The sequence below is a fragment of the Pseudomonas kielensis genome, assembly GCF_014236655.1.
GTDB lineage: Bacteria > Pseudomonadota > Gammaproteobacteria > Pseudomonadales > Pseudomonadaceae > Aquipseudomonas > Aquipseudomonas kielensis.
Genome location: NZ_JACMYG010000006.1, coordinates 153019 through 179614, shown reverse-complemented (window position 1 = coordinate 179614; position 26596 = coordinate 153019). Strand labels below are relative to the sequence as shown.

The 26596-nt window shown below is 58.0% G+C and carries 27 protein-coding genes and 2 tRNA genes; 22 read left to right on the top strand and 7 right to left on the bottom strand.

Going from position 1 to position 26596, the window contains the following annotated elements:
• Nucleotides 1-9: 9 nt before the first annotated feature.
• From H7995_RS08415 to H7995_RS08400, 4 genes are all read right to left on the bottom strand, one after another.
• Nucleotides 10-267 (bottom strand): DUF2164 domain-containing protein, encoded by a 258-nt coding sequence (locus H7995_RS08415; protein ID WP_008024930.1) that lies wholly within the window; start codon nt 265-267, stop codon nt 10-12.
• Nucleotides 268-906 (bottom strand): imidazole glycerol phosphate synthase subunit HisH, encoded by a 639-nt coding sequence (gene hisH, locus H7995_RS08410; protein WP_166592439.1) that lies wholly within the window; start codon nt 904-906, stop codon nt 268-270.
• Complete coding sequence (hisB, locus tag H7995_RS08405; RefSeq protein ID WP_095167520.1) at nt 906-1499, bottom strand: imidazoleglycerol-phosphate dehydratase HisB; 594 nt, start codon at nt 1497-1499, stop codon at nt 906-908. Before hisB ends, hisH begins: the two co-directional genes overlap by 1 nt.
• 218 nt (nt 1500-1717) lie before the next feature.
• On the bottom strand, nt 1718-3379 hold the full coding sequence (locus H7995_RS08400; protein ID WP_185818237.1) for an OFA family MFS transporter: 1662 nt from the start codon (nt 3377-3379) through the stop codon (nt 1718-1720).
• 401 nt (nt 3380-3780) lie between these two features.
• Here H7995_RS08400 and H7995_RS08395 point away from each other — a divergent pair, with 401 nt between their 5' ends.
• From H7995_RS08395 to H7995_RS08380, 4 genes are all read left to right on the top strand, one after another.
• Nucleotides 3781-6006 carry an AsmA family protein gene (locus H7995_RS08395; protein WP_185818236.1) on the top strand — a complete coding sequence of 742 codons (2226 nt, stop codon included), beginning with the start codon at nt 3781-3783 and terminating at the stop codon, nt 6004-6006.
• On the top strand, nt 6003-7070 hold the full coding sequence (mutY, locus tag H7995_RS08390) for an A/G-specific adenine glycosylase (RefSeq protein ID WP_166592436.1): 1068 nt from the start codon (nt 6003-6005) through the stop codon (nt 7068-7070). Before H7995_RS08395 ends, mutY begins: the two co-directional genes overlap by 4 nt.
• Entirely contained in the window at nt 7067-7339 is a 273-nt protein-coding gene (locus tag H7995_RS08385; protein ID WP_166592435.1) for an oxidative damage protection protein, read from the top strand. The genes mutY and H7995_RS08385 overlap by 4 nt, the downstream gene beginning before the upstream one ends.
• A 103-nt stretch (nt 7340-7442) precedes the next feature.
• Nucleotides 7443-7518: transfer RNA gene (locus tag H7995_RS08380), tRNA-Phe, on the top strand.
• 81 nt (nt 7519-7599) lie between these two features.
• On the opposite strand, the gene H7995_RS08375 is transcribed toward H7995_RS08380, so the two are convergent.
• On the bottom strand, nt 7600-8049 hold the full coding sequence (locus H7995_RS08375) for a carboxypeptidase regulatory-like domain-containing protein (protein WP_166592434.1): 450 nt from the start codon (nt 8047-8049) through the stop codon (nt 7600-7602).
• Between the two features lie 260 nt (nt 8050-8309).
• Here H7995_RS08375 and H7995_RS08370 point away from each other — a divergent pair, with 260 nt between their 5' ends.
• The 14 genes from H7995_RS08370 to H7995_RS08305 all read left to right on the top strand — a co-directional run bounded on the left by H7995_RS08370 (nt 8310) and on the right by H7995_RS08305 (nt 20641).
• The gene (locus H7995_RS08370; RefSeq protein WP_185818235.1) at nt 8310-9362 is read left to right on the top strand and encodes a PDDEXK nuclease domain-containing protein; all 1053 of its coding nucleotides are present in this window, start codon (nt 8310-8312) and stop codon (nt 9360-9362) included.
• A gap of 71 nt (nt 9363-9433) precedes the next feature.
• Nucleotides 9434-10408, top strand: coding sequence for an alpha/beta hydrolase family protein (locus tag H7995_RS08365; RefSeq protein ID WP_185818234.1), 975 nt, complete (start codon nt 9434-9436; stop codon nt 10406-10408).
• A 39-nt stretch (nt 10409-10447) separates the two neighbouring features.
• On the top strand, nt 10448-10864 hold the full coding sequence (locus tag H7995_RS08360; RefSeq protein WP_185818233.1) for a hypothetical protein: 417 nt from the start codon (nt 10448-10450) through the stop codon (nt 10862-10864).
• A gap of 5 nt (nt 10865-10869) precedes the next feature.
• On the top strand, nt 10870-11322 hold the full coding sequence (locus tag H7995_RS08355) for a hypothetical protein (protein WP_166592987.1): 453 nt from the start codon (nt 10870-10872) through the stop codon (nt 11320-11322).
• Nucleotides 11323-11916: 594 nt separating this feature from the next.
• Nucleotides 11917-12690 (top strand): ABC transporter ATP-binding protein, encoded by a 774-nt coding sequence (locus H7995_RS08350; protein ID WP_095167396.1) that lies wholly within the window; start codon nt 11917-11919, stop codon nt 12688-12690.
• 13 nt (nt 12691-12703) lie between these two features.
• Nucleotides 12704-13459, top strand: coding sequence for an ABC transporter substrate-binding protein (locus tag H7995_RS08345; RefSeq protein WP_166592988.1), 756 nt, complete (start codon nt 12704-12706; stop codon nt 13457-13459).
• Between the two features lie 78 nt (nt 13460-13537).
• A complete protein-coding gene (locus H7995_RS08340; RefSeq protein WP_166592989.1) occupies nt 13538-14233 on the top strand; it encodes an ABC transporter permease in 696 nt (231 codons plus the stop codon).
• Nucleotides 14230-14919, top strand: a complete 690-nt coding sequence (locus tag H7995_RS08335) for an ABC transporter permease (protein ID WP_166592990.1) — start codon at nt 14230-14232, stop codon at nt 14917-14919. Before H7995_RS08340 ends, H7995_RS08335 begins: the two co-directional genes overlap by 4 nt.
• Nucleotides 14900-16129 (top strand): methyltransferase, encoded by a 1230-nt coding sequence (locus H7995_RS08330; RefSeq protein WP_185818232.1) that lies wholly within the window; start codon nt 14900-14902, stop codon nt 16127-16129. The genes H7995_RS08335 and H7995_RS08330 overlap by 20 nt, the downstream gene beginning before the upstream one ends.
• A gap of 354 nt (nt 16130-16483) precedes the next feature.
• Entirely contained in the window at nt 16484-17305 is an 822-nt protein-coding gene (locus H7995_RS08325; RefSeq protein ID WP_185818231.1) for an FkbM family methyltransferase, read from the top strand.
• A gap of 78 nt (nt 17306-17383) precedes the next feature.
• Nucleotides 17384-17459: transfer RNA gene (locus tag H7995_RS08320), tRNA-Thr, on the top strand.
• A 211-nt stretch (nt 17460-17670) separates the two neighbouring features.
• Nucleotides 17671-18696: an Abi family protein gene (locus H7995_RS08315; RefSeq protein WP_185818230.1), complete on the top strand. Its 1026-nt coding sequence runs from the start codon at nt 17671-17673 to the stop codon at nt 18694-18696.
• Between the two features lie 692 nt (nt 18697-19388).
• Nucleotides 19389-20369: an integrase domain-containing protein gene (locus H7995_RS08310; RefSeq protein ID WP_185818229.1), complete on the top strand. Its 981-nt coding sequence runs from the start codon at nt 19389-19391 to the stop codon at nt 20367-20369.
• Complete coding sequence (locus H7995_RS08305; protein ID WP_185818228.1) at nt 20366-20641, top strand: hypothetical protein; 276 nt, start codon at nt 20366-20368, stop codon at nt 20639-20641. The genes H7995_RS08310 and H7995_RS08305 overlap by 4 nt, the downstream gene beginning before the upstream one ends.
• Nucleotides 20642-20923: 282 nt before the next feature.
• Here H7995_RS08305 and H7995_RS08300 read toward each other — a convergent pair whose 3' ends face one another.
• Both H7995_RS08300 and H7995_RS08295 read right to left on the bottom strand, forming a co-directional pair.
• Complete coding sequence (locus H7995_RS08300; protein WP_185818227.1) at nt 20924-21394, bottom strand: GNAT family N-acetyltransferase; 471 nt, start codon at nt 21392-21394, stop codon at nt 20924-20926.
• Nucleotides 21395-21476: 82 nt separating this feature from the next.
• Nucleotides 21477-22607: a hypothetical protein gene (locus H7995_RS08295; protein ID WP_185818226.1), complete on the bottom strand. Its 1131-nt coding sequence runs from the start codon at nt 22605-22607 to the stop codon at nt 21477-21479.
• A gap of 30 nt (nt 22608-22637) precedes the next feature.
• Here H7995_RS08295 and H7995_RS08290 point away from each other — a divergent pair, with 30 nt between their 5' ends.
• The 4 genes from H7995_RS08290 (at nt 22638) to H7995_RS08275 (ending at nt 26596) form a co-directional block, all read left to right on the top strand.
• A complete protein-coding gene (locus tag H7995_RS08290; RefSeq protein ID WP_185818225.1) occupies nt 22638-23048 on the top strand; it encodes an ASCH domain-containing protein in 411 nt (136 codons plus the stop codon).
• A gap of 9 nt (nt 23049-23057) precedes the next feature.
• On the top strand, nt 23058-23573 hold the full coding sequence (locus H7995_RS08285) for an AAA family ATPase (protein WP_185818224.1): 516 nt from the start codon (nt 23058-23060) through the stop codon (nt 23571-23573).
• A 499-nt stretch (nt 23574-24072) separates the two neighbouring features.
• On the top strand, nt 24073-24357 hold the full coding sequence (locus tag H7995_RS08280) for a DUF3892 domain-containing protein (protein WP_122310355.1): 285 nt from the start codon (nt 24073-24075) through the stop codon (nt 24355-24357).
• A gap of 709 nt (nt 24358-25066) precedes the next feature.
• Nucleotides 25067-26596 (top strand): OmpA family protein, encoded by a 1530-nt coding sequence (locus H7995_RS08275; protein WP_182343119.1) that lies wholly within the window; start codon nt 25067-25069, stop codon nt 26594-26596.

Sequence of the window (26596 nt, the reverse complement as noted above, 5' to 3'; positions counted from 1 at the left end):
GCTCGGAAATCAGTTTTTCTCGAGCGCCCACAGGTCGCTTTCGATGCTTTCAAACCTCTCTTTGAGGTGTGTCTGCACATCGAAAATCGCCCTGTTGTAATAGTGCGGAGCAATTTCGCGGGTAAACAGCTCAAGGATTTCGGCCGCTTCGAAGGAACCCAGGTCCAGTTCGAAGCGGTCCTCCATGAAGCGCTTGATCTTGTGATTGGCCTCGTTCTCCTGTTCAGGAGTGAGGGTCAGGATCGGTGGCTTCTTCTTGACGGCCATTTACCAGCGACCATCCCACGCCGCGAAGTTCTGCAGCAATTGCAGGCCATGGGTATGGCTCTTCTCGGGGTGGAACTGCACCGCGAAACGCGAGCCTTCGGCCAGCGCAGCGGCGAAGTCGACGCCGTAGTGACCGCCACCGACCACCTGCCGCGGGTTACCGGCGGCGATGTAGTAGCTGTGCACAAAATAGAAGCGCGCCAGGTCCGGAATGTTGTGCCACAGCGGGTGATCCACCACCTGCTTGACCTCGTTCCAGCCCATGTGCGGGACTTTCAGGTGTTCGCCGTCTTCATGCAGGCCCTTGCCGAAGAACTTCACCGCGCCCGGAAACAGGCCGATGCAGTCCACGCCGTCATTCTCTTCACTGTGTTCGAGCAAGGCTTGCATGCCAACACAGATGCCGAGGAACGGACGGTCCTGGCTGACTTCGCGCACCAGCGAGTCGAAGCCCAGGCGACGGATCTCGGCCATGCAATCGCGAATCGCACCGACCCCGGGGAAAACCACCCGGTCGGCTTCGCGAATCACATTGGCATCGCTGGTGATCAGCACCTTGCCGGCACCTACGTGTTCGAGGGCCTTGGCCACCGAATGCAGGTTACCCATGCCGTAATCGATAACCGCGACCGTCTGCATTACAGGACGCCCTTGGTCGAAGGCATTTGCCCGGCCATGCGCTCATCGAGCTCGACGGCCATGCGCAGGGCGCGGCCGAAAGCCTTGAACACGGTTTCGATCTGGTGGTGGGTGTTGGTGCCACGCAGGTTGTCGATGTGCAGGCTGACGTTGGCGTGGTTGACGAAGCCCTGGAAAAATTCCTGGAACAGGTCAACGTCAAACCCACCCACGGTAGCGCGGGTATAGGGAACATGCATCTGCAGGCCAGGACGGCCGGAGAAGTCGATCACCACGCGCGACAGCGCTTCATCGAGCGGCACATAGGCGTGGCCGTAGCGACGGATGCCTTTCTTGTCGCCGATGGCTTTGCTGAAGGCTTGCCCCAGGGTGATACCGACGTCCTCCACGGTGTGGTGGTCGTCGATATGCAGGTCGCCCTTGCACTCGATATCCAGGTCGATCAGCCCGTGACGGGCGATCTGGTCCAGCATGTGCTCAAGAAAAGGTACACCGATATTAAATCGGGCCTTTCCGGTGCCATCCAGGTTGATCGAGGCTTTGATCTGGGTTTCCAGAGTGTCGCGCTCGACGGACGCCATACGTTCGGCCATCACCAGCTCCGCAAAATCATTGGGCGAAAAAGGCATCCATTATAGGCACGGCTGCGGCAAACAGAAACACGCCAAGTGATATCCCTGACGGGTTGAAGCCAACGTGGCCGGGGATATACCTGTCATGACATGTAGGAACCTGGGTGCAACCGAGCCCCTGTTGGCACGGGCTTGCCCGTGAACGCGGTGCAACCGGCACACCGCGCGAACACGATGAATCAGTGGAACAACACGGCCGTCTTCTGCAGCGTCACCCACACGCCCCACGCCAGCGGAATCCCCACCACCAGCCAGGCCGCCACGGCCAACGGCACACTGGCCGACGACGCCTTCCACTCCAGCACCGTGGTGCTGTTGGCGCCCTTGTCGTGACCCAGGGCCTGTTCTGCCGCCAGCTCGGCATCGGTCATGAAGTACTTGTCTGCCACTGGACGCACCAGCAGGTTGCAGAGGAACCCCAGCACCAACAGGCCGGCGAGAATGTACAAGGTGATGTCATAGGCCGCTGCGCGCTCGACGCCGATGCTCAGCTGATACTCACGCAGGTAGTTGACCAGCACCGGGCCGAGCACCCCCGCCGCCGCCCAGGCCGTCAGCAGGCGACCGTGAATCGCCCCGACCATCTGCGTACCGAACAGGTCGGCCAGGTAAGCCGGCACCGTGGCGAAACCGCCGCCGTACATCGAAAGGATGATGCAGAAGGCCGCGACGAACAGCGAGACATTGCCCAGATGCCCGAGGTTCGGGATCAGCGCATACAGGGCAAACCCCAGGGCGAAGAACACAAAGTAAGTATTTTTGCGCCCCAGATAGTCGGAGAACGACGCCCAGAAGAACCGCCCGCCAATGTTGAACAGACTCAGCAACCCGGTAAAACCGGCGGCAATGGCCGCAATCGAAGCCAGTTGCCCGGCATCCAACTGACCGAATGCCAGCTCGTTACCCAGCAACTTGCCGCCAAACACTTCCTGCAGCAGCGGCGAAGCCATGCCCAGAATGCCGATCCCGGCCGATACGTTGAGGCACAACACCAGCCACACCAGGCGGAACTGCGGGGTTTTCCACGCCACATTCACGTGCACGTGACGATGGGTAATCATCGCGTTGGCCAGTTTTTTCGCCGGCGGGGTCCAGCCCTCAGGCTTCCAGCCGGTCGGCGGCACGCGGTACGACAGCGCCCCGCCGATCATGAACACAAAGTAAATCGCCGCCATCACCAGGAAGCTCTGCCACACACCGACTCCGTCTGGCGAGGCGAAATGCCCCATCAACGCGGCCGCCAGTGGCGCGCCCACCATGGCCCCACCACCAAAGCCCATGATTGCCATGCCCGTGGCCATGCCGCGCTTATCCGGGAACCACTTGATCAGGGTCGACACCGGGGAGATGTAGCCCAGGCCCAGGCCGATCCCGCCGATCACCCCGGAGCCGAGCCACATCAGCCAGATCTGGTGGGTATAGATGCCCAGTGCGGAAATCAACAACCCCCCGCACCAGCACAGTGCCGACACCACGCCGGCCTTGCGCGGCCCGGCATGCTCCAGCCAGCCGCCCCAGATCGCCGCCGAGCAACCGAGGAAGATGAAAAACAGGGTGTAGATCCAGCCGAGCATCGAGATGGGCCAGTCGCACTGGGACGAGAACACCTGAGCGATAAAGCCCATGTCTGGCGCGCACGCCACGGGCGCGGTCACACCCAGGGCCTTGGACAGCGGCAACCAGAACACCGAAAAGCCATAGGCCATGCCGATGCACAGGTGGATGGCCAGTGCGGCCGGCGGCACCAGCCAGCGGTTGAAGCCGGGCCTGGCGATGATGCGCTCCTTGGACAGGAACGTCGGCGGTGGCGCAAAAATGCCCGCCTCGGTGCTCGTGCTCATGTGTTTCCCCCAATTATTAGTATGGTTCGCCCGCCCCCCGTCACCCACAGCCTCAACTGCGCGTTGGCATGGCTGTTTTATCGAGTGAAGTTCCATTTAGCGCGACAACCGGTCGCAGCACGGCAGGCGGACGGGCGAAGATTACCATTTGCCCATAATAGAAAAACCAGTCTGATCTGGCGTTTTGCAGGCGATCTGCTCCGATCAGGCGGCCAACGGGCTTTTGATCACTGGCCGTTTCGCTGACCGCTGCTCGGCGCAAGCCACCCACCCAGGCACCGCCAACCAAGCCGAAACCGCCACGGGACATAACCTGAAGCGATCGCTGACCAGTCGTCAGTTTCGGAGCGCTATACTCCCCGGCTAAATTTCGAATTTGACTCTCTACAAGGACTCGCCCCATGAAAGCGTTCGGCAAAATCCTGGGTCTGGTACTTCTCGGGCTGTTACTGGTCATCGTGGCCCTGGGCTTTGCCCTGACCCACTTCTTTGATCCCAATGACTACAAAGACGAGATTCGCCAGATTGCCCGCGACAAGGCCCACATTGAGCTGACGCTCAATGGCGACATCGGCTGGAGCCTGTTCCCCTGGCTCGGCCTGGAACTGCACGAAGCCAGTGTCGCGACCCTGAGCAACCCCAAGGCGCCGTTCGCCGACCTGCAAATGCTCGGCCTTTCAGTGCGAGTCCTGCCGCTGCTGCGCCGCGAAGTGCAGATGAGCGACGTCCGGGTCGAAGGCCTGAACCTGCGCCTCAACCGCGACAAGGACGGCCACGGCAACTGGGAAGACATCGGCAAGGCCGTGCCGGTCGCGGGCCAGCCCGAAGTACCGGCGACTACCCGCGACACCGATGGCAGCGCTCCTGCCCCGACAGAGAAACCCGCCCAGCCGATTCGCCTCGACATCGACAGCCTGACCGTCAATAACGCCCGGGTGGAGTACACCGACGAGCGCACCGGCAAACAATTCAGCGCCGAAAGCATCCAACTGAGCACCGGTCCCGTACACGATGCGACCAATATCGACGTCAAGTTGACCGCGTTCCTCTCCAGCAACCAGCCGGTGCTGCGAGTGCGTACCGAGCTCAATGGCGAACTGCGCTTCGAACGCGCGCTGCAGCGCTATAAGTTCGAAGACATGAAGCTGTCAGGCGAACTGACCGGCGAACCGCTGCAAGGCAAGGCCGTGACCTTTGCCGCCCAAGGGCAGGTATTCCTCGATAAAGCGGCGAACGTCGCCGAATGGACCGGCATCAAGCTGTCCATCAATCAATTGCGCGCCCTCGGCGAACTGAAAGCCAATGACCTCGACAAGACCCCGCAAATCAGCGGCGCCCTGTCGATCGCCCAGTTTGACCTGGCCAAGTTTGTCGACAGCATCGGCCAGAAACTCCCGGCCATGGCCGAGGGCAGCCTGAGCAAAGTCGAATTGGCCAGCCGCCTGGCCGCGACCCCCACCAGCCTGTCGCTGGACAACATCAACCTGAAACTCGACGACAGCACCATCAGCGGCCGCATCGCCATCGAGGACTTCGCCAAGCAGGCCCTGCGCGTGCAGCTCAAGGCCGACACCTTCAACGCTGATCGCTACCTGCCGCCCAAGTCCGCCGACGCCAACAGCGCAGCGGTGGCCCGCCAGGCGGAAGTCAGCAGCACCGAAGCCGACGCCCTGGCTGGTGCCGGCAGCACGCCCCTGCCCAACGCCCCGACCAAGGGCGCGTGGAGCAACGACAAGCTGATCCCGGCCGAACGCCTGAGCAAGCTCGACCTCGACGCCGACCTGAGCTTCGGCCAACTGACCCTCAGCAAACTGCCCATTCACAACGCGGCCCTCAAGGCCACTGGCCAGGGCGGCTTGCTGACCCTGCAAAACCTCAGTGGCGAGCTGTACAACGGCACCTTCAACACCAAGGGCACCCTCGATGTGCGCCAGCCAGTACCGGCCTTGAGCATGCAGACGGCGATCAACCGGGTGCCCGCGGAAAAAATCCTCGAGAGCCAAGGTAAAAACCCACCGGTCAAAGGCCTGATCACGCTCAACAGTCAGCTCACCGCCAGCGGCAACAGCCAGAAAACCCTGATCGACAGCCTCAACGGCAACGCCAGCTTCGTGATCAACAATGGCGTGTTGCTCAACGCCAACCTCGAACAGCAGCTGTGCAAAGGCATCGCCACCCTCAACCGCAAGACCCTCAGCGGCGAGCCTCGAGGCAAGGACACCCCGTTCCAGGAGCTCAAGGGCAACCTGACCCTGCGTAACGGCGTCGCCAGCAATCCGGACCTGAAAGTGCGCATCCCGGGGATGACCATCAACGGCAACGGCGACGTCGACCTGCGCGTACTGGGCATGGACTACCGCGTCGGCATCATCGTCGAAGGCGACCAGCGCGACATACCGGACCCGGCCTGCCAGGTGGGCGAGAAATTCGTCGGTATCGAATGGCCACTGCGCTGCCGCGGCCCGCTGGAACTCGGCGCCAAGGCCTGCCGCCTGGACAACGAGCGCCTCGGCCAGGTCGCCAGCAAACTGGCCGGCGACAAGCTCAGCGAGAAAATCGATGAAAAACTCGGCGACAAAGTCAGCCCGGAACTGAAGAACGCGCTCAAGGGGCTGTTCAAGCGATGAAAGCCGAGCAATTTTCAACGGCGGTGCTGGACTGGTACGACCGCCACGGCCGCCACGACCTGCCCTGGCAACAGGGCATCACCCCCTATCGGGTGTGGGTCTCGGAAATCATGTTGCAGCAGACTCAGGTCAGCACCGTGCTGAACTACTTCGACCGCTTCATGGCGTCATTGCCGACGGTCCAGGCCCTGGCCGCCGCGCCGGAAGACGAAGTGCTGCACCTGTGGACCGGGCTGGGCTACTACACCCGCGCGCGCAATCTGCAAAAGACCGCGAAGATCGTGGTTGAGCAGTACGGCGGCGAATTTCCCCAAGACGTGGAAAAACTCACCGATCTGCCGGGCATTGGCCTGTCCACCGCGGGCGCCATCGCCAGCCTGAGCATGGGCCTGCGGGCGCCGATCCTCGATGGCAACGTCAAACGGGTGCTGGCGCGCTTTACCGCGCAAGAGGGCTACCCGGGCGAGCCCAAGGTCGCCAAACAGCTGTGGGCCACCGCCGAGCGCTTCACCCCCCACGACCGCGTCAACGCCTACACCCAGGCGATGATGGACATGGGCGCCACGCTTTGCACCCGCAGCAAGCCAAGCTGCCTGCTGTGCCCGCTGGAAAAGGGCTGTGAAGCTCACATGCTGGGCCTGGAAACCCGCTACCCGATTCCCAAGCCGCGCAAAGCCGTGCCCCAGAAGCGCACACTGATGCCGCTGCTGGCCAACCGCGACGGCGCCATCCTGCTTTACCGACGCCCCTCCACGGGCCTGTGGGGCGGTTTATGGAGCCTGCCGGAGCTGGATGACCTCGGCGACCTGGAGCACCTGGCCCTGCAACACTCGCTGCAACTGGGCACCCAGACCGAGCTGCCGAACCTGATCCACACCTTCAGCCATTTCCAGTTGGCCATCGAACCCTGGCTGGTCAGGGTCCAGGAGGCCGGCCATCACGTGGCCGAGGCCGACTGGCTCTGGTATAACCTCGCCACCCCGCCGCGCCTGGGCCTCGCCGCCCCGGTGAAAAAACTGCTCAAGCGCGCGGCCGACGTATTAAACGCAGGAGAGTCGTCATGACCCGCACCATCATGTGCCGCAAGTACAACGAAGAACTGCCGGGCCTGGAGCGCGCTCCCTTCCCGGGCGCCAAAGGCCAGGACATTTTTGACCACGTTTCGCAAAAGGCCTGGGGCGACTGGCAAAAACACCAGACCCTGCTGATCAACGAAAAACGCTTGAACATGATGAACGCCGAAGACCGCAAATATCTTCAGGGCGAGATGGACAAGTTCTTCTCCGGCGAGGATTACGCCAAGGCCGAAGGCTACGTGCCGCCGGCTGAGTAATCCCTTGGATACGGGGGTTGGATCGTAAGCGACGGTAATAATTAAATATTTTTTGATAACTTGCTTGACGACCCCCTGAAAAACCAGTTTAATGCGCCCCGTTGCCCAGATAGCTCAGTCGGTAGAGCAGGGGATTGAAAATCCCCGTGTCGGCGGTTCGATTCCGTCTCTGGGCACCAAATACCGAAAACCCTGAATCGCAAGATTCAGGGTTTTTTTATGCCCGCAGGAAACCGCGGGATGCCCGAACAGCACCGCAGCTACTGGGCATCATTCCAGTGGAAGACCAGATTGCTTGCGCCGCCACTGCCGATATCCGCAACATCACGCCGCTCCTCGCCATGGCGCGTGGCGATGACCGAATACTTGCCGGCGGGCAGTTTCATGTAGACCAGGGGGCCGGCGTTATCCAGCGTCAGCAAGGCCTGTCCTGGCGCCTTTTGCACCACGACATCGACGTCGGCCGTGTATTGATTCTGTGGGCCTACGGCAAAGGTCATGTGCAGGTTGTAGCCCTGGGCTTGCTCAATGGTTCGGGACTCGTCGAGGCCGATACCGCCTGACAGGTAGGTAATCCCGTTTTGCTGCTGTGGCTGGGCTTGCACCCCGGCGCTATCGATCGGCTCATAACTGGCGGCTGGCACCAGCGTTGGGAACAGCAACAAGCCGACCGCCGCGAGGGGCAACAGGAACAAACGAACAGGTTTCATGATGACAACTCCCGGGCTCTGTCGAACCCAATCGTTACCCTCTTTGGATTTCAGCCGACACCGCCAAGTTTCAGACCGATTTGAGCTTGAGCCCACCACGAAAAGGACTACAGGACTCACCGGCAGGGCATCGCCCCTTCTGGCTGGATTCCAGCGCACCCACAGGTCTTTCCTGCAGACTTCCAGGCCCCGCCCTGCATCCAGCCCCACCCCACTGCTGAGAAGCTCTCCCGCCTGTTCTTCCCAACGCGGAAACCCTCATGAGCGTCATCGAACCCCAGGCTACTGAGCCACAACTTGCCTCACTGCTGGGCAACCTTGGCGACTTGATCCGCGAGGCGCGGCGCAAGGTGTTGCGCGCAGTCGATACCACCCAGGTGCAGACCTGCTGGCAGATCGGGCAGCATATCGTCGAGTACGAGCAGCAGGGCGCCAGGCGGGCGGGGTATGGCAAGCAACTGTTGGCGACGCTGGCGAGCGTGCTGACGGCAGAGTTTGGCAAAGGCTTCGACAGCTCAAACCTTCGCTACATGCGCCTGTTCTACCAGGCATTCCCAATATGTGACGCACTGCGTCACGAATTGAGCTGGACCCATTACCGCGCCTTACTACGCGTCGAAAACGACCACGCCCGCCATTGGTACATGAACGAATCCGCCACCCAGAACTGGTCGACCCGCGCCCTGGAACGCCAGATCAGCACGCTCTACTACGAACGCCTGCTGGCCAGCCGCGATCGCTTGACCGTGAAGCAGGAAGCCACGACCCATATCCAGCAACTGCCGACCTCCCCCCGGGACTTCATCCGCGACCCGGTGGTGCTGGAGTTTCTTGGCCTGCCCAATGCCGGCTCGGTACTGGAAACCGATCTGGAACAAGCCTTGATCAACCAACTGCAAGGCTTCCTGCTCGAACTGGGCAAGGGTTTCGCCTTTATTGCCCGCCAGCAACGCATCAGCACCGACAGCAAAGATTTCTACATCGACCTGGTGTTCTACAACTACCTGCTCAAGTGCTTCGTTATCTTCGACATCAAGCGCGGCGAACTGACCCACCAGGATGTGGGCCAGATGGACATGTACGTGCGCATGTACGACGACCTCAAGCGCGGTCCGGAAGACAGCCCCACCGTGGGCATCATCCTCTGCGCACAACGGGATGAGTCGGTGGTCCGCTATTCCATGCTGCAAGGTCACGAACAGCTCTTCGCCAGCAAGTACAAACTGGTGCTGCCCAGCGAGGAGGAACTGCGTGCGGAACTGGATCGCGAACGGGTCATGCTGGAGCAACGGCCGATCAACCAAGGCCACTGACCACCGGGGCGGATTGTCGACCCGCCCCAGGCAGACTATGGTTGGCAGCTATCCGCAAAGGTTGCGCGCCAATGAATTTGCAGGAAAGCCCTTCACTGACACCGACTCAAATCGAGCTGGAACTGCCGGCCAAGCCGCTGATGACGCCCTTCCGGGAGCCTGCCGCCGACGGTTTTGCCCTGGGCGGTTTCACCTGGCGGCACGCCACTGCCGACCGGTCCCGGGCCGTGGTGATCATCAACGCCGCCACGTCGGTGCGCTGCCGCCACTATTCACGCTTTGCCGAATACCTGTGCGCCCATGGCTTCGACGTCATCACCTATGACTACCGGGGCATCGGCGAGTCGCGACCGACCTCGATGAAAAACCTCGACGCCAGCTGGTCGGACTGGGGCTACCTGGATTTCGAGGCCATGCTCAAGCGCGCCCAGCGCGAGTTTCCCGGCCAGCCCATCGATGTCGTCGGCCATAGCTTTGGCGGCTGCGCCGCGGGACTGGCGAGTTCGGGGCCGCTGATTCGACGCCTGGTGACCGTCGGTGCGCAGTTCGCTTACTGGCGCGACTACACCCCCGACCTGCGCTGGCGGATGTTCGGCAAGTGGCATGTGGTGATGCCGCTGGTGACCTGGTTCTGCGGTTATTTCCCCGGCAAACGCCTGGGCTGGCTGGAAGACACCCCGGCCGGCGTCGTCCGTGACTGGAGCCGATCCGCGCCGCGCTTCGAGCAATGCCCCAGCGGCCGCGTGCTGGCCGCCAAGGTCGGCCAGCTACCTTTCGCCATCGTTACCGCGAAAACCCTGGCAATCAGCCTCAGCGACGATCCCTACGGCACCGTTGCTGCCATCGAGCGCCTGCTGAGCTACTTCAGCCGCAGTGCCAACACCCACCTGCGAATCGACCCGCAAGACATCGGCGAGCAACAAGTCGGACATTTCGGCTTTTTTCGCAGCCCATACCAAGCCACACTATGGCCCATTGCATTGTCCTGGCTGCAACATGGCGAACTGACCCCCGATCATCCCGGGCGGCAAGTCCCCCGAAGCTGACCGGCCTGCACCCTCTCGACGAAATACGGAACGACGCCCATGGCATCCGCGAACAAGCAGCAAAAACGCGCCACCCGCGCCAAAGCCAAGGCCAAGCAGAACCGCACCCAACGCGCAGCCGCGCCGGTGGAGCTGGACCCGAACGACGATCGCATCGACTTCGAGTCAGTGGACCTGACCGAGCTGTTCAAGAAAATGATCGACGCCGAAAAGACCAGCCAGCAAGCCATGTGCAGCGCCTTCCTCGAAGACCCGCTGCTGGAACTGGTGTACGAGCAGGAAGGCGAAGAAGGCGCCATGGACTTCATCCTGGCGGCCCTGATCGAATATCGCCAATGGTCCACCGAGACCGACGAAGCCGGCGCCCTGGCGTGGATCGAATCGCCAGCCTTCCAGGCTGACTACGTGGCGGCGTCCGACGCCATCGCGGCCAACACTCAACACAAAGCGAACTGAATTACATGGCATCCCCGAACAAACAGCAAAAACGCGCCAAACGCGCCAAGGCCAAGGCCAAGCAGATCCGCATGGTTGGCCGCAAGCCGCTGGCCCTGGACGACGAGACAGGCCACCTGGACGCGCCGATCCCCGAGTACACCCTGGCAATGTTCAGCAAGATGCACGCCGCTGAGGCCATCAGCCGCAACGACATGCTGCTGACCCTGCTGTCGAACCTCAGCGAGATCATCAACGAGCACCCAGACCTGCTGGACATGGAAAACGCCGAGAACGAAGCCATGGCCGCCACCCACCTGGCCGCCGACATGCTGATCGACTACCGCATGTGGGCCGACGGCATGGACCGCGAAACCGCCCAGGCCTGGCTCACCGAACCGCAGTTCATCAGCGACTTCGGCAACGCCCTGGACAGCTACCGCGAATCCCTGGGTGAACCGGACGACAAGGCCGAGTAAGCCGCGCAGTGCGCCAAGCAAAACGGCCGCTCGTCATCCCTGACAGCGGCCGTTTTTCATTCTCCCGGATCGACTCAATGCCATTGCCGGGCGGCGCTTCTCACGAAACCAACCTGTCGCGTCTAATTCCGCACGAAACAATTGCGCCAAAATGTTTCACCCCCCACTTTCCACGGCCTGCACAAAGACCGAGCCTCAATCCTAAGTCATTGAAATCAATGGCACTTCGCCAGCGCATGAGCGTACCCCCCAGTCACCGGACGAGTCGGCGCACCAAAAACACACAGAAAAAACCACTGGTGCACAATAAACGTGCCGATCTGGTACGAATGTCCGCTTTGCGCTTCCAACACCCGGCCAAAGCTGGCACCATCGCGCCTTTTTTTACGCTCCCCCCACGCAAACATGGCTTCAAACAGATGTTCGGTTGTTGATAGCGCGACAGTCTGCTGCGTCGATGCGACAACCGCGCACCACTTCCCGTGTGCACCCCGTGGGGCTGTTGGCCGCCGTTCCAACGCTATGCTAGCTTGGCGCCTCGCCAGGTAGGCTGCCCAACAGCACAGGCACAACCGAACACAATGAGGACCGTACATGGCTGAGGCCACGCCCGCGCTTGAAATCCGCAACTTGCACAAACGCTACGGCCAGCTGGAGGTGCTCAAGGGCGTCTCGCTGACCGCACGCGACGGCGACGTGATCTCGATCCTGGGTTCCTCCGGTTCCGGCAAGTCCACGTTCCTGCGCTGCATCAACCTCCTGGAGAACCCCAACCAGGGGCAAATCCTGGTGGCTGGCGAAGAGCTCAAGCTCAAGCCGGCAAAAAACGGTGAACTGGTGGCCGCCGACGGTCGGCAGATCAACCGCCTGCGCAGCGAAATCGGTTTTGTGTTTCAAAACTTCAACCTGTGGCCGCACATGAGCGTGCTCGATAACATCATCGAAGCGCCGCGCCGCGTGCTGGGGCAGAGCAAAGCCGAGGCCATCGAAGTCGCCGAAGCCCTGCTGGCCAAGGTCGGCATCGCCGATAAACGCCACGCGTACCCGGCGCAGCTGTCCGGCGGCCAGCAACAACGCGCGGCCATTGCCCGCACCCTGGCGATGCAGCCCAAAGTGATTCTGTTCGATGAGCCCACTTCGGCACTTGACCCGGAAATGGTTCAGGAAGTACTAAACGTGATCCGCGCCCTGGCCGAAGAAGGCCGCACCATGCTGCTGGTCACCCATGAAATGGGCTTCGCCCGCCAGGTCTCCAGTGAAGTCGTGTTCCTTCACCAGGGCTTGGTAGAAGAGCAAGGATCGCCACAGCAGGTGTTTGAAAACCCGCTTTCGGCGCGCTGCAAACAATTCATGTCCAGCAACCGCTAACGGAGCTACCCGCATGCAGAACTACAAGAAATTCATCCTGGCCGCGGCCGCCACCCTGGTGTTCTCGGCCAACGCAATGGCTGCCGAAAAACTCAAAATGGGCATCGAGGCGGCCTACCCGCCGTTCAACAACAAGGATGCCAGCGGCCAGGTAGTCGGTTTCGACAAAGACATCGGCGACGCCCTGTGCGCCAAGATGAAAGTCGAGTGCGAAGTCGTCACCTCCGACTGGGACGGCATCATCCCGGCCCTCAACGCCAAGAAGTTCGACTTCCTGGTGTCTTCGCTGTCGATCACCGACGAGCGCAAGCAGGCCGTGGACTTCACTGACCGCTACTACTCCAACAAGCTGCAGTTCATCGCACCGAAAAACGTCGACTTCAAGACCGACAAGGCCTACCTCAAGGGCAAGACCATCGGTACCCAGCGCGCGACCCTGGCCGGCACCTGGCTGGAAGACACCTACGGTGACGACATCAAGGTCAGCCTCTACGACACTCAGGAAAACGCCTACCTGGACCTGACCTCCGGTCGCGTCGACGGCATCCTGGCCGACAAGTACGCCAACTACGACTGGCTGAAAAGCGATGCCGGCAAGAACTACGAGTTCAAAGGCGACCCCGTGGTGGAAAGCGACGAAATCGGCATCGCCGTGCGCAAGGGTGACAACGAGCTGCGCAACAAGCTGAACGCCGCCATCAAGGAAATCGTCGCTGACGGCACCTACAAGAAGATCAACGACAAGTACTTCCCGTTCAGCATCTACTGATCCTGACGTGCCTGACCGGCGCGCCCACCCCGGCGCGCCGGTCTTTAGCAAAGCCTGCTGCAACTTGAATAGACCTCCATGATTATCGAACTCCAAGGATTCGGCCCGGCGCTCGCCGCTGGCGCGCTGATGACCGTCAAACTGGCTCTCACGGCCTTAAGCCTGGGACTGGTGCTCGGCCTGCTCGGCGCCTTGGCCAAGACTTCCCCGTACAAGTCACTGCAGTGGCTTGGCGGCACCTACTCGACCCTGGTGCGCGGCATCCCGGAACTGCTGTGGGTGCTGCTGATCTACTTCGGCACCGTCAACCTGATGCGGGCCCTGGGCGAGTTTTTCGGCAAGCCTGACCTGGCGCTCAATGCCTTTGCCGCCGGCGTGATTGCCCTCGGCCTGTGCTTCGGCGCCTATGCCACGGAAGTGTTCCGTGGCGCGATCCTGGCCATTCCCAAGGGTCACCGCGAAGCGGGTATGGCCCTGGGCCTGTCGAAATGGCGGATCTTCACCCGGCTGATCATGCCGCAGATGTGGCGCATCGCCCTGCCGGGGCTGGGCAACCTGTTCATGATCCTGATGAAGGACACCGCCCTGGTCTCGGTGATCGGCCTGGAAGAAATCATGCGTCACGCGCAAAACGGCGTGACCATGACCAAGCAGCCCTTCACCTTCTACATGGTCGCCGCCTTCATGTACCTGGGGCTGACCATCATCGCCATGATCGGCATGCACCTGCTGGAAAAACGCGCCGCTCGCGGCTTTGCCCGGAGCACCCAATGAACTGGGAAGTGATCATCAAGTGGCTGCCGAAACTGGCCCAGGGCGCCACCCTGACCCTGGAACTGGTGGCCATCGCGGTCATCCTCGGCCTGCTGCTCGCCATTCCGCTGGGCATCGCCCGCTCGTCCAAACTCTGGTACGTGCGCGCCCTGCCCTACGCCTACATCTTCTTCTTCCGCGGCACCCCCCTGCTGGTGCAACTGTTCCTGGTCTACTACGGCCTGGCGCAGTTCGATGCGGTGCGCAACAGCGCGATGTGGCCGTACCTGCGCGATCCGTTCTGGTGCGCCACCGCCACCATGACCCTGCACACGGCCGCCTACATCGCCGAGATCCTGCGCGGCGCGATCCAGGCCATCCCACCGGGTGAAATCGAAGCCGCCCGGGCGCTGGGCATGTCGCGGCCCAAGGCGCTGTTCTACATCATCCTGCCGCGTGCCGCGCGCATCGGCCTGCCGGCCTACAGCAACGAAGTGATCCTGATGCTCAAGGCCAGCGCCCTGGCCAGTACCGTGACCTTGCTCGAACTGACCGGCATGGCACGCACCATCATTGCCCGCACTTACTTGCCCGTGGAGATCTTCTTCGCCGCCGGCATGTTCTACCTGCTGATGGCCTACGTCCTGGTCCGCGGTTTCAAGTTGCTGGAGCGCTGGTTGCGCGTCGATGCCTGCCAGGGACGCTGAGCCGTCGGTGCTGACGGGCGAGCACCTGCTCGCCCGCTTCAACGCCCTCGACGCCTTCCTCAGCGAGCACCAGGCACTCTGGCGCCCGCGCCCGTTTACCCAACGCCAGTTGTCGTGGGAAACCGACCACCCGCAACTGGCCCAGTGGCTACGCCAGCGCTCGCTGCAACACGCCGAAGACAGCCACAACCACCCTGAACAGCTACTCGCCCCGGCGCCCTTCCCGGCGCTGGCGGCGCAGTCCGCGGCCCTCAGCGCACTCGCACAGCTCCCTGCCCACGCCATCGATCCCGCCGCGCCGCGCCTGAACGTCGACGTTCCGGGGCGCAAATGGCAGCAGATCGAAGCCTTTGCCGCCTGCCTGCAGTTCGCCAACCACCCCCGGCACTGGCTGGACTGGTGCGCGGGCAAGGGCCACCTGGGCCGCCGCCTGCTGCAAGCCGGCCAGCACCTGACCTGCCTGGAACATGACCCGGCGTTGATCGCCAGCGGCCAGGCCCTGAGTCAGCACCATCGGTTGCCGGCCCGGCATCTGCAGCAAGACGTCCTGGCGGCCGATGCGGTGGCCCAAGTCAGCGCCGACCTGACGCCAGTGGCCTTGCACGCCTGTGGCGACCTGCACGTGCGCCTGTTGCAACTGGCCAGCGCCGCCGGCTGCCCACAACTGGCCATCGCCCCGTGCTGCTACAACCGCACCCACGCCAGCCACTACCAAGCCCTGTCCAGCGCCGGCAAAGCCTCCAGCCTGCAACTGTCCCTCGACGACCTGGCCCTGCCGCTCAGCGAGACCGTGACCGCCGGCGCCCGGGTTCGACGCCAGCGCGACAGCTCCATGGCCCGCCGCCTGGGGTTCGACCTGCTGCAACGGCAACTGCGCGGGCTGGATCAGTACCTGCCGACACCGTCACTGCCCAGCGCCTGGCTGGACAAACCCTTCGCCGACTACTGCCGCGACCTGGCCGCGCTCAAAGACTTATCCACCGTCGGCACCCAGGACTGGCCGGCACTGGAAGCCGCCGGCTGGCAACGCCTGGCCGAGGTGCGCAACCTGGAATTGGTGCGCGGCCTTTTCCGCCGCCCCCTGGAACTGTGGCTGGTCCTCGACCGCGCCCTGTTCCTCGAATCCCAGGGCTACCAGGTTCGCCTCGGCACCTTCTGCGAAAGCACGCTGACACCGCGCAACCTACTGCTACTAGCCGAGCGCCATTAAGGGGCGTTTTGTCGCACCACAGCCTGTGGATAACTCTGTTGATGAAAATCCATCACAGCCTTTGGATCCAAGGCTTTTAGGGCTAAAAGTCTCTTGGTCATTTTTTGTTCACATTAAAAAACGAACGAAAAAACAGCCAGTTGCGATTTGTTGAGAATTCCTGCAAAAAATCCGTCATCCAGACCGCCAAACAACTGCCCGTTGTGCATAAGCGTTAAAACCAAAGGACATAACTGCCGAATCCCGGCACCCAACCGGCCAACAATTGCGCACATCAGGCGCAGTTGCTATACACAGTCATCGGGCGCCCAGCGGGTGCCATGGATCGCCGTAGCCGACTGACAGGAAGCGCCCGTGACGTTCATTTCTTATGCACAGAACTTCGAAGACATTCGCCTGTGGCGCGCCCTGAAGCACTTCGAGAACGGCTTCTACATCGACGTCGGTGCCAATCAGCCCACCGTGGACTCGGTCACCAAGGCGTTTTATGAGCGCGGCTGGACCGGCATCAACATCGAGCCGGTGCAGGTCTACCACGACGCCCTGTGCCAGGAGCGGCCCAAAGACATCAACCTGCAATGCGTGGCCGGCGACAACGCCGAGGCCCTGACCTTCTACGCCATCGCCGACACCGGCCTGTCGACCGTGGAAGCCAGCGTCGCCAAACAGCACCGCGACGCCGGCATGGACGTGCGCAGCCACACCGTCCACTCCCGCACCCTGACCTCGATCTGCGAAGAACACGTCAAAGGCCCGATCCACTTCCTCAAGATCGACGTCGAAGGCCACGAAGAAACCGTGCTGCGCGGCATGGACTTCAGCCAATGGCGCCCCTGGATCATCCTCATCGAAACCCCCTGGACCCGCGACCAGACCTGGGAACAACTGCTGCTCGACGCCGGCTACCACTCGGTGTTGTTCGACGGCCTCAACACCTTCTACCTCGCCGAAGAACACCTGCACTTCAAGGGCGCCTTCGAACTGGCCCCCTGCAACCTCGACGAATTCCAGTTCTGCTACGGCCACAGCTTCAGCTACCCCCTGACCGACCTGGAAACCGCTCTGCACCACGAACGCCAACGCGCCGACCGCGCCGAAGCCGAACTCCACGCCCTGCGCAACAGCCGCTCCTGGCGAGCGGTCGAAACGCTCAAGAAAGTGCTGCGCAGGGCCTGACCCTGAGCGCTACGCAAAAATAGTCAGAATTCAGGGGTTTACAGACGCAAAGCAATCGCTATAATCGTCGCCCAACACGCCGGTATAGCTCAGTTGGTAGAGCAACTGACTTGTAATCAGTAGGTCCCGGGTTCGACTCCTGGTGCCGGCACCATACGCAGTACCAAAAAAGGCTCACCGAAAGGTGGGCCTTTTTTGTTTCCGTGATTTGGAACACATCCCCTGCCCGTTACATTTGCATGCCAGCGCGCCGTTGACGGGCTTTTGTACCTACCTATAATGCCCCCCAACACACCCGCCAAGCCTAGGTTGACCCCGTCAGCAAGCTCAAATCGTGCGGGTTTTTTTTGCCTGGAGAAAACTACATGAGGCCCTTCGACAAGCCGGCTCTCAGCGTAGAACAGCAATTGGAACTGCTAAAGCAACGCGGCCTGCAAGTCAGTAACGACGACCATGCCATGCGTTTCCTCGAGGTGGTCACGCTGTTTCGCCTGAGCCCCTACATGCGCCCGTTCCAGGAGCAAGGGCCTGAACACACATTCAAACCCGGCAGCACACTGAAGGCCGTCGTCGACATCTACCGCTTCGACAGCTCGCTGCGACACATAATCATGGAGGCCATCGAACGTGTTGAAGTCGCCACACGAGCGACTATCAGCAATCACATGTGCCCAAAATACGGGCCTGATTGGATAGCTGACGCATCCGTCTTCTCCTCGTCGTATGCACATGACCATCTACTGCGCCCCCTGCGAGATCAGTTGGACAAGGAACGGAAAAAACTTCGACGTGAAATTGAGCGCATACAAACAAGCAGCCAGTTTGATGAGGTCCAGCAACACCGCATTGAAAATCGCATGCGCGACAACTACTTCCGATTCTACGGAGCGACTTACACCCACCCTGAGTTTCCACCCGCCTGGGCTGTCCTGGAAGAACTCAGCCTTGGAGCGGTATCCACGCTCTTCAATGCCATAGGCAAAAGCGCCGACAAAAAAGCGATAGCCAGCCGATTGAATTTGCCCTTCGAGGTATTGGCCTCCTGGCTCCACACCCTGACCTTCATCCGCAACTGTTGCGCCCACCACTCCCGGTTATGGAACCGAGAACTCTCGATTCGACCCACCCTGCCAAAAGATTGGATCGTCGCGAATGCGCCCGCCGACCGTCCTCAGCCTAAGCAACGCCTGTACATCGTATTGACGATGTTGGCTTACCTAACCGACCTAATCAGCCCAGAGAGTCAATGGAAGCTTCGCCTGACCGAAATCATGGATCATCTGGACCCGGGGTACTTTAGGCTGATGGGATTTCCAGATGACTGGAAACGTCATCGGCAGTGGTATTTGGGAGGAAATTGGCGCCTTGATCAGAATTATCCACAGGCGTAGAGGAAATCGGGCAAAGCGCTGTCGTTGACAGCAGCCCAGGTAGCCAGAACCTTTAAGGCTACGCCACACCGTGGTGGTTCTCCCAAAGTGCGATTAGCGTCCGGTGGCTCGCACGATCACTCACTGAGTGATGGATGCCCACTCCAGATCATTGCCATTGCGGCATACATCCCCCTACCCAACTGCCCTGCAGCAACCTATCCGCGTGGCCATTTCATTGCGCCAACCTGCGCCCGTCTCTTTCTCCCGGAAAGAGACGGACGCTCCTACCACTGCTGCCGCCCAACTCGTACAAGGCATTGCGGCATTTCCCCTCGTGACAATCGGCGTGACAAACACCGAAATCACCAGCAACAGCGATCCAGATGATGGTGCCGCAGCCCACGGAATGGACTGCACCTGACTGACAGTCAGGCATGCCCCAGTCATCGCATCCCTGCCCTCACCCGACTCAGGATCTCGCGGCGCCGGACTCGTCAGCCAGCGCAGCCTCCACCCGCCCACTTCCTCGGAAGTGCTCAGGAGGCCAGATCATGAGATGCCCAAGCTCTTGGCCGTAAGGAGCCGCCAGTCCCGCGTTAGTGGACAACCCTCACAGGTCGCAGGGGCCTTGATCCCTGATAGCACTCAACATCCATGGCGGGATGACGTGGGGAAGTTTTTAAAAGTTTGGCTTCGAGAGGAGTTTGATCATGGCATTGGTCGGTAGACGGGACGGGCGAAATTTTGGATGGGGCCGGCAACTGAGTTATGCCGGACCACAAGCATTGCGCGATATGTTTGGCGGCGGGCATTACGGGACCGTCAAGGCACACAGTGACCGCTGGCAGGCTTTCGTGCGGTGGTGTCGGTCGGAGGATGGGCCGGGCTTTAACGATGCACGAAAAATTGATCGGCAGACCTTGCTGGACTACGCCGGACATCTGCGCCTGCAAGTTGATCAAGGGGCTATCTGCATCGCCACCGCGCAAAACCGGTTATCCAGCGTGAACCGGACCATGGCCGCGCTTCGCGGTGATCAGTATGTGACAGTGCCGAGTCCGAGCAAGACGCTAGGGATGCAGCGCACCAGTGTTCATCGCTCGGTACCGCAAGGCCAAGACCGCGAACATGTGAAGCAGATCGTCGACGTGCTCTGCGACCACCAAATGCCGCGCACCGCGGCCATCGCGCAGTTGGCGCGAGCCACCGGCATGCGCTTACGCGAGGCCATTTTGGCCGACCTACCACGTCTAAAACGTGAGGCCGAACAATACGGCAAGATCAACATCCAGGACGGCACCAAAGGTGGCCGCTCCGGTGCGTCGGCACCTCGCTGGATTTGGGTGGATGATCATATTCGCGAGGCGCTCAGGTACGCCGAACAGGTCTCTCCCGACGGTAGCCGCAACCTGCTGGCACCGAACGAAAGCTACCTTGATTTCCAACGGATAATCGTCCGACCCGCCCGACACCTCCTCCATCAGCACAACCTTAAAGGCTTGCACGAACTGCGCGCGGCCTATGCGTGCGAACGTTATGAGCAGATTACCCATCATCCCGCCCCCATCAACGGTGGCGGGTGCCGGCGGCTAAATCCACGCCTTGATCGAGAGGCACGCTTACAAATCAGCTATGAGCTGGGACACGCTCGAATCGACGTGGTATCGGCGTACATCGGTGGTCGGGTATGAATAAACCATTCGATATGGAGATCTTCTTGGCTGGAGCACTGACTGGAGCACATGCCACACGCGAACGTCACATCCACCAAGCCAAGACTATTCAAGCAGCCATTTTTGAACGCTGGAACCGAGATAATCCATGGACATGGCACAGAAAACATCTCGCTTGGTTTTTAAACCACCACATGAACTCTAGCTCGAAATCGACGCGCTACTACTACCTGCTGACCACAAACCTTATCACTCTGCGCCTAGGAAAATTTTGGAGTTTTCAACGCTAGCCAAATCTGCACAATAAATACCCTACTGCACGCCTACATACGGCGGAGCTTAACGCCTTTTCCACCGGAATACAGCTGCTAGGCTTATTCACATCTGCTGATGTAAAAATCAGAAATCCGCCATGGATAAATTTCCAGTCGAATCAGTTTTCATTCAGCACCAACACTGAAAATTTATCTTTATAGATTGATCGCCAAGAAACGACAAGCAAATATCACCCACCATAAAATAAAAATCCCGTAACGCAAAAAGCAATACGGGATTTTATTTTATGTTTGATACTAGAGCCGGTAAAAACTTTCAGATTTTCCAATCCTATATAAATCTTCGATTTTATAGTGCAACTTAAAGCCCGATTTTCTTAAAAGAGGAAATAACTCAGCTTCCCGCTCTTCAGACACGGAAATCATCATCTCACGACCATTATCTAAAAATGAAATCGACCTATCAATTAAGTCCTTACCTATATCGTTATCGCGAAAGGAAGGGAACACGTAGAAAGTACAAATTTTATTCTCAACACTTGTACGCTTCAACAGCGCCAAGCCAGCGATTTCATTACCGCTATAGGCGACTATAACTTCACGAACGCCCCGTGCAAACTCAGGCTTAAATGTAAAGTAAAGCCACTCTTTAAATCCTGGATAAAGACCTGCGACTGCCGAGAGGTGCTTTGCAAGAAATATGAAATCCACACTCATCTCGCTAAATAGCTTATAGCGTATGGCCGGCTTCATTATAATTGCAATCATTTCCCTATCCCCTAACATAATACCTCTATTCGTGCATTTTAGCATTTTCAGTGGTTTTTGCAAGAATTTTAAACAAGCAAGGTTATTTGCTTACATGAAGCCCATAGAAATAACTAACGTAATTTAAAAAAGCTCCACCAGCATCACGTACAAAATTATAAAGGACATTCCCCATCGCACCAGACACGGCTCCTATGAGCAGAGCAAACATCACAAACAATAAAAGATTTTTATAAGTTACAGTTATCTTGCTAAACTTAGCAAAAGCTGTAAACTTTTCTATAGATGCATAAGCCTCTTTAGGGGCAGGCTTCTTTTTCCTACTTGCAATTTCCAGCTTTTTGCCTGATTCCTTCCAGTGGTAAATTAACATTTGTTTAGGAGCCATATTCTCCTTGAGATCTAGACTTAGATACTCATTCCACAATTCCTTTTCCAACAATCTGCATCTATGAAAATTAGCATGTGCTTGTTTATATTCAGAATCGACCTCCCTAATCAAAAAGAAATGAATATTCTTTATACCCGCTCCGATTAGATCTTTGGACTGAATTATCCCAGGCAAATCTCTAACTTCGTTCAATCGAAAATCTACAATTTCAGTAGACTCAAGCCGACTGAGTATAATGCTATCGGTATGCTTATAGCTTTGCGATATAACTTTAGTTTCATTCGAATTTAGTTTAATCCTGAATCTAATATAGCCTGGAAGAGACTCAGATTCTGAACCAAAATTAGTAGCAACCTTCCTGGTCGTGTTGAATAACTTGAGAGGGAATAGCAGAGTAGATCCCTCATCCGTATCTACTATTCTCACACCACCATTTTCTGGACTGCATGAGATTTGAGTAAAGACGCGTAAAACGCCCTCTTTTTCGCTCTCGAATTCAATATCAACTGAGGTATTTGAGCTGTTTACTGTAGATTTGTGTCGAGAATTAAATATTGTCTGGATCAAGTCCGTCCGCGAACACACGAGCTCTCCCAAATTGGGATAGTAATTTTCTTTATTGACTTTAAAAGGGAAATATATATTTATCGAGCCTTTGTCTTTCCCTCGAACATCATGCAACCCCTGAAATTTCACCCCAATATCTAAATAACTTAGCTCACGATCAGTATTCTGATGCAGCAACCAATAATTTACATGCAAATCGATATCGGGTTTAGCCCCCTTGATTCCTTCAAGCCAAAACGCTAGGCTTTTAGCCATACACCCTATTCCTTAAAGACAAGAATTGCCATGAGAGAAATCATTATAAGCATCAAACCTCATTATAGCTCATTAATTTTTAGCGGAGCTAAAACAGTAGAGCTTCGCAAAAAAATTGGATCCGAGTTTAGGACTGGTAAACAAATATATATCTACTCTAGCTCTCCCGTAAAAATGCTATCAGGGGAAGCTACAATAGCATTTACCCAAACTGGCAGTCCAACTGAAATAAAAGCCTTAGCTATAGAAAAAGCGTGTATTTCAGAAGAAGATTATGATGCTTATTTCTCACACCACAAAAAGGCTTATGCAATCCACCTAACTGATGTGATTGAATATGAAAGAAAAATCCCTTTGCTGAGCTTACGCAAAGCAGGCATCACGCCACCTCAATCATATTGCTATGCGGAACGAAGAACCATTCTTAACTTGTTTGACTGAGAGAGTGATATGCATATTGCAATTTTTGGATTATCCGGCTCCGGAAAAACCTCACTCACTAACCAGCTAACATCTCTTCACCCAAAATATTATGGCACTTCGGCCTCTAAACTACTAAAAGAGGAAGGGCGCCCCGTCGAACTGAATTCATTAGAAACAAAAGGTCTTTCACAAAACCAAGATCTATTGATAATGGCTTACGAAAAGTTAAAAGCAAAACACACAAATACCATAGTTGAATTTCACGCCGTGATAGAAACTAACACTTCGGAATTTTGGGTCGAGACAACGCTACTGAAACAAATAAAAGCTGACGTAATATTTTTTATCCATGCATGCCCCTCTGAGATTTTGCGGAGACGAATGAACGATAAGTCAAAACAACGTAAAATCACCACAACAGAAAAAATATCTGAACTACAAACGAAAGCAGTCGACCATCTAATTGAAGCATACGGGAAGGAGCATGTAATAATTTTAGATGAGCAATACGCCGCCGAATCAATCACCAGTAAAATATTATGACGTAAGGAAAATCTTAGATAACCGCAAACTTTCCGCGCGAGCCCTGCCACCTTACAAATTATGATGGCCATGTTTGCTTACGAAAATATTACCGTAAAATTCACGCTCATTTGACCTGCTCGACCCACTACTACTCAAACAACGAATAATAATAAACACACCCCTCTCTGCTGAGTCAACGCCCCGTATATCAGCAGAAACTGCCCACACCTATTTAGCCAAGGGCTCATCCTCTCATATCCCTTACAGTCTTTTATCAGAGTCAGCTTGCTTATACTTATAAATAAAATCAACAAAATTACTCAATTAAGTAGTAACTCTAGCAACCTATAAATATCCAGTTATGCCGCAGAAATATTATTCCACACCAAACAAGCAACATATTAAATTGGGGCACGCCCTCGACATTGTACTTGAGTACTGCTACTTTTGGGGAGCAGTATTCCACTGCCACCTCATTCAGACAACGCAAGCCAGGCAAACGACAACGGAGGTTGTTATGTCAGATCACCAAATCATGTGCATCAGGAAATCAGACCGTATGAGCGCTCACGAGCGCATCACATCAGTAGGCGGTTTGAATGCAGATGGTACACGCTGGAGAATCACTCTTAACGTGGCAATAGATGGCATAGAGTCTCGAAAATGGCGATTCTATGTCAGTGCCGGAGGAAAATCAGTTTGGGTTACCATTGCGACCAGTGCTGCCGGCCATAAATATCTAAAAACTGAAAATGATGGGGAGCAACCAAACAATTTGCTAAGTTTGCCTGAGTGTCCGTGACTCGAAGGGGCTGTTTGGGGGGCGACCATATCCAGCCTAAAGCTTCAGCTTTGATTGTGGAGCCTACGATGCAGTTATTGAGTTTGTTAACTACGAGTTTTGCCCTTAAGGATACCCCAAGGGATAGTAATATAACCTGCAAAAATCAAATTCAACCGATATCAAATAGTTAGACTCTTATTCGACTCTTGGTGCCGCACCATACAAGGCTCCAGAGAAGGCTTTCAAAATCTCTGCCCCCCCCTGCGCCCTCGCCCCCCAACCCAAAAAGCCTGTCAAAAGTCAGATTTGTCGTTTTTCAACATATCACAATGCCACTATTGTTCATTTTCCCACTATCATGTGCCCATTACCCTCGATCCCATGGCTGACGGCCCTGGTGTGCTAGATTTGTCGCCTCACAGCGGCACCTACGAACACGGACGTCCCGGCCTTTAACGCCTGGCACTTATACGGATATTCCCCTCCATGGGCTTTTGCCTGGGTCACTGCATCACCTGTTTGCCTGGAGTCCTGCGCACTGCACGCGGCTCGGGCTTTTGCGCGCCTGTCGTTTGTGGCCGCAGGTTTTCGAGAACGCGCACTGCGATCGATCAACAAGCCCCGCGGCGATTTTCAGTTGCCTGCGGGGCGTCACTCATTCAGCTGCTGGGCTGACAAGAATTTCCGTCTGATGGGCGGGTTAAGGAATGGGGAAAAGGACATTGGCATGCGTGTAAATGGAAGAGTGAAACCTACGGCCCTTGCGGTGGCGGTAGCGGTCGGCCTGAGTGGTTGTGCGCAGATCGACAATTACATGGGCGAGTCGTCGGGAACCACTGCCTGTATGACGGGCGCCGCCGTGGGTGCGTTGGTGGGTGTGGCTGTCGTGGTACTGACCAAAGGCGACGGCAAGGACATGGTGGTCGCCGGGACCGCTGGCGCAGGTGCCGGTTGTGGTGTGGCCCTGCTGTACCGCGACCGGGTGCAGAAACTGCAGGCCGTGGCCAAGCAGGAAGGCCTGGTGATGCAGGTCAATGAGTTGAACGCCAATGTCGCCGCCACGCCGAGCGCCGCGCCGAAGTTGCAAGCCGTTGGGGTTGAAGCCCAGGTCCAGTCCTCGGAGATGTTTGCCGTGGGTTCGGCAGAGCTGACCCCGGCCGGTCGTCGCCAACTGACGTCGCTGGCGACGGCACTGACAGACAAGCAAGCGGACAAGGCGCCGGCCACGAAGAAAATCCTGGTGGTCGGGCATACCGATGCCACGGGCTCGGCTGATTTTAATCAGAAGCTGTCGGAGCAACGCGCGCGCGCCGTAGGCCAGATCCTTGCCGATGTCGGTATTCCCCGTCAGAACATTTACTACCAGGGCGCCGGTGCATCGCGTCCGCTGGCCAACAACGCCACCGAGCAAGGGCGCACCGAGAACCGCCGTGTCGAGTTCGTCGAAGTGCAGAGCGAGCAGTTGCTGGTGGAGCGCGTGCGCAATGAGCGCAGCAACGCCAAGTACCTCGCCCACGGCACCGCGCCTGCAACTACCGCCAAGCCGGCGACTACCAAGCCTTCGAGCAAGCCTGCGGTCGTGGCCAGCAAACCTGCGAGCAAGGCCCCCGCGCCAGTTGCAACGCCTGAGGTGAAGGCGCCTGTGGTTGTCGACAGCTCGCCGAATGTGCCGCTCAGCGGCAAGGGTGGCGTCGACTTCGGTGGCCGTCCAGTGACCGATACCCGCTCGCAGTTGGCCATGGGCATCACGCCGAAAAGCTCGCCGTTCGCCATCATCGGCACCGCCAACGCGGCGGCCCCGCTCAGCTCCTGCGTGGCCGACCTGCCGCGTGTCGAGGGTCAGGTCAAGAGTCTGGCGGACGACAAGCCGCTGAAGGAATTCGCCACCACCGAGTTTTTCCCAGGCCTGAACGGCAAGCCGTGGGCCACTGCGGTGAATGGTCACTCCGTGGCCGTGGGCCCCATTGCCGTGCTGCGTGACGGCGCCAAAGTGGCCCAGGCACCGAAGATGCAATTGATCACCGACTTTGCCGGCGCCCAGAAAAAGCAGAGCCCGAGCTACGCCTCGGTGGCCAACACCTACGAAGGCGAGAGCCAGATTCTGTACCGCGTGTTCGCACTCGATCAGCAAAAAGCCCCGTTGAGCTGCATCGACATCGTGTTCGACAAACGCGCCGGCAATGCGGTCGCCGGTGAAATCTATTACCCGAAACAGGGTGACGCTTACGTCGCTCAGTTCACTCCCAAGCGTCGATAA

Coding starts and splice junctions, on each gene's coding strand:
- H7995_RS08355 (WP_166592987.1), top strand. CDS start 10,870: ATGGCATCCCCGAACAAACAGCAAAAACGCGCCAAACGCGCCAAGGCC.
- H7995_RS08385 (WP_166592435.1), top strand. CDS start 7,067: ATGACCCGCACCATCATGTGCCGCAAGTACAACGAAGAACTGCCGGGC.
- H7995_RS08300 (WP_185818227.1), bottom strand. CDS start 21,394: ATGATTGCAATTATAATGAAGCCGGCCATACGCTATAAGCTATTTAGC.
- H7995_RS08395 (WP_185818236.1), top strand. CDS start 3,781: ATGAAAGCGTTCGGCAAAATCCTGGGTCTGGTACTTCTCGGGCTGTTA.
- H7995_RS08345 (WP_166592988.1), top strand. CDS start 12,704: ATGCAGAACTACAAGAAATTCATCCTGGCCGCGGCCGCCACCCTGGTG.
- hisH (WP_166592439.1), bottom strand. CDS start 906: ATGCAGACGGTCGCGGTTATCGATTACGGCATGGGTAACCTGCATTCG.
- H7995_RS08365 (WP_185818234.1), top strand. CDS start 9,434: ATGAATTTGCAGGAAAGCCCTTCACTGACACCGACTCAAATCGAGCTG.
- H7995_RS08305 (WP_185818228.1), top strand. CDS start 20,366: ATGAATAAACCATTCGATATGGAGATCTTCTTGGCTGGAGCACTGACT.
- H7995_RS08335 (WP_166592990.1), top strand. CDS start 14,230: ATGAACTGGGAAGTGATCATCAAGTGGCTGCCGAAACTGGCCCAGGGC.
- mutY (WP_166592436.1), top strand. CDS start 6,003: ATGAAAGCCGAGCAATTTTCAACGGCGGTGCTGGACTGGTACGACCGC.
- H7995_RS08285 (WP_185818224.1), top strand. CDS start 23,058: ATGCATATTGCAATTTTTGGATTATCCGGCTCCGGAAAAACCTCACTC.
- H7995_RS08330 (WP_185818232.1), top strand. CDS start 14,900: ATGCCTGCCAGGGACGCTGAGCCGTCGGTGCTGACGGGCGAGCACCTG.
- H7995_RS08370 (WP_185818235.1), top strand. CDS start 8,310: ATGAGCGTCATCGAACCCCAGGCTACTGAGCCACAACTTGCCTCACTG.
- H7995_RS08350 (WP_095167396.1), top strand. CDS start 11,917: ATGGCTGAGGCCACGCCCGCGCTTGAAATCCGCAACTTGCACAAACGC.
- H7995_RS08295 (WP_185818226.1), bottom strand. CDS start 22,607: ATGGCTAAAAGCCTAGCGTTTTGGCTTGAAGGAATCAAGGGGGCTAAA.
- H7995_RS08290 (WP_185818225.1), top strand. CDS start 22,638: ATGAGAGAAATCATTATAAGCATCAAACCTCATTATAGCTCATTAATT.
- H7995_RS08315 (WP_185818230.1), top strand. CDS start 17,671: ATGAGGCCCTTCGACAAGCCGGCTCTCAGCGTAGAACAGCAATTGGAA.
- H7995_RS08340 (WP_166592989.1), top strand. CDS start 13,538: ATGATTATCGAACTCCAAGGATTCGGCCCGGCGCTCGCCGCTGGCGCG.
- H7995_RS08280 (WP_122310355.1), top strand. CDS start 24,073: ATGTCAGATCACCAAATCATGTGCATCAGGAAATCAGACCGTATGAGC.
- H7995_RS08360 (WP_185818233.1), top strand. CDS start 10,448: ATGGCATCCGCGAACAAGCAGCAAAAACGCGCCACCCGCGCCAAAGCC.
- H7995_RS08275 (WP_182343119.1), top strand. CDS start 25,067: ATGCGTGTAAATGGAAGAGTGAAACCTACGGCCCTTGCGGTGGCGGTA.
- H7995_RS08415 (WP_008024930.1), bottom strand. CDS start 267: ATGGCCGTCAAGAAGAAGCCACCGATCCTGACCCTCACTCCTGAACAG.
- H7995_RS08310 (WP_185818229.1), top strand. CDS start 19,389: ATGGCATTGGTCGGTAGACGGGACGGGCGAAATTTTGGATGGGGCCGG.
- H7995_RS08375 (WP_166592434.1), bottom strand. CDS start 8,049: ATGAAACCTGTTCGTTTGTTCCTGTTGCCCCTCGCGGCGGTCGGCTTG.
- hisB (WP_095167520.1), bottom strand. CDS start 1,499: ATGGCCGAACGTATGGCGTCCGTCGAGCGCGACACTCTGGAAACCCAG.
- H7995_RS08400 (WP_185818237.1), bottom strand. CDS start 3,379: ATGAGCACGAGCACCGAGGCGGGCATTTTTGCGCCACCGCCGACGTTC.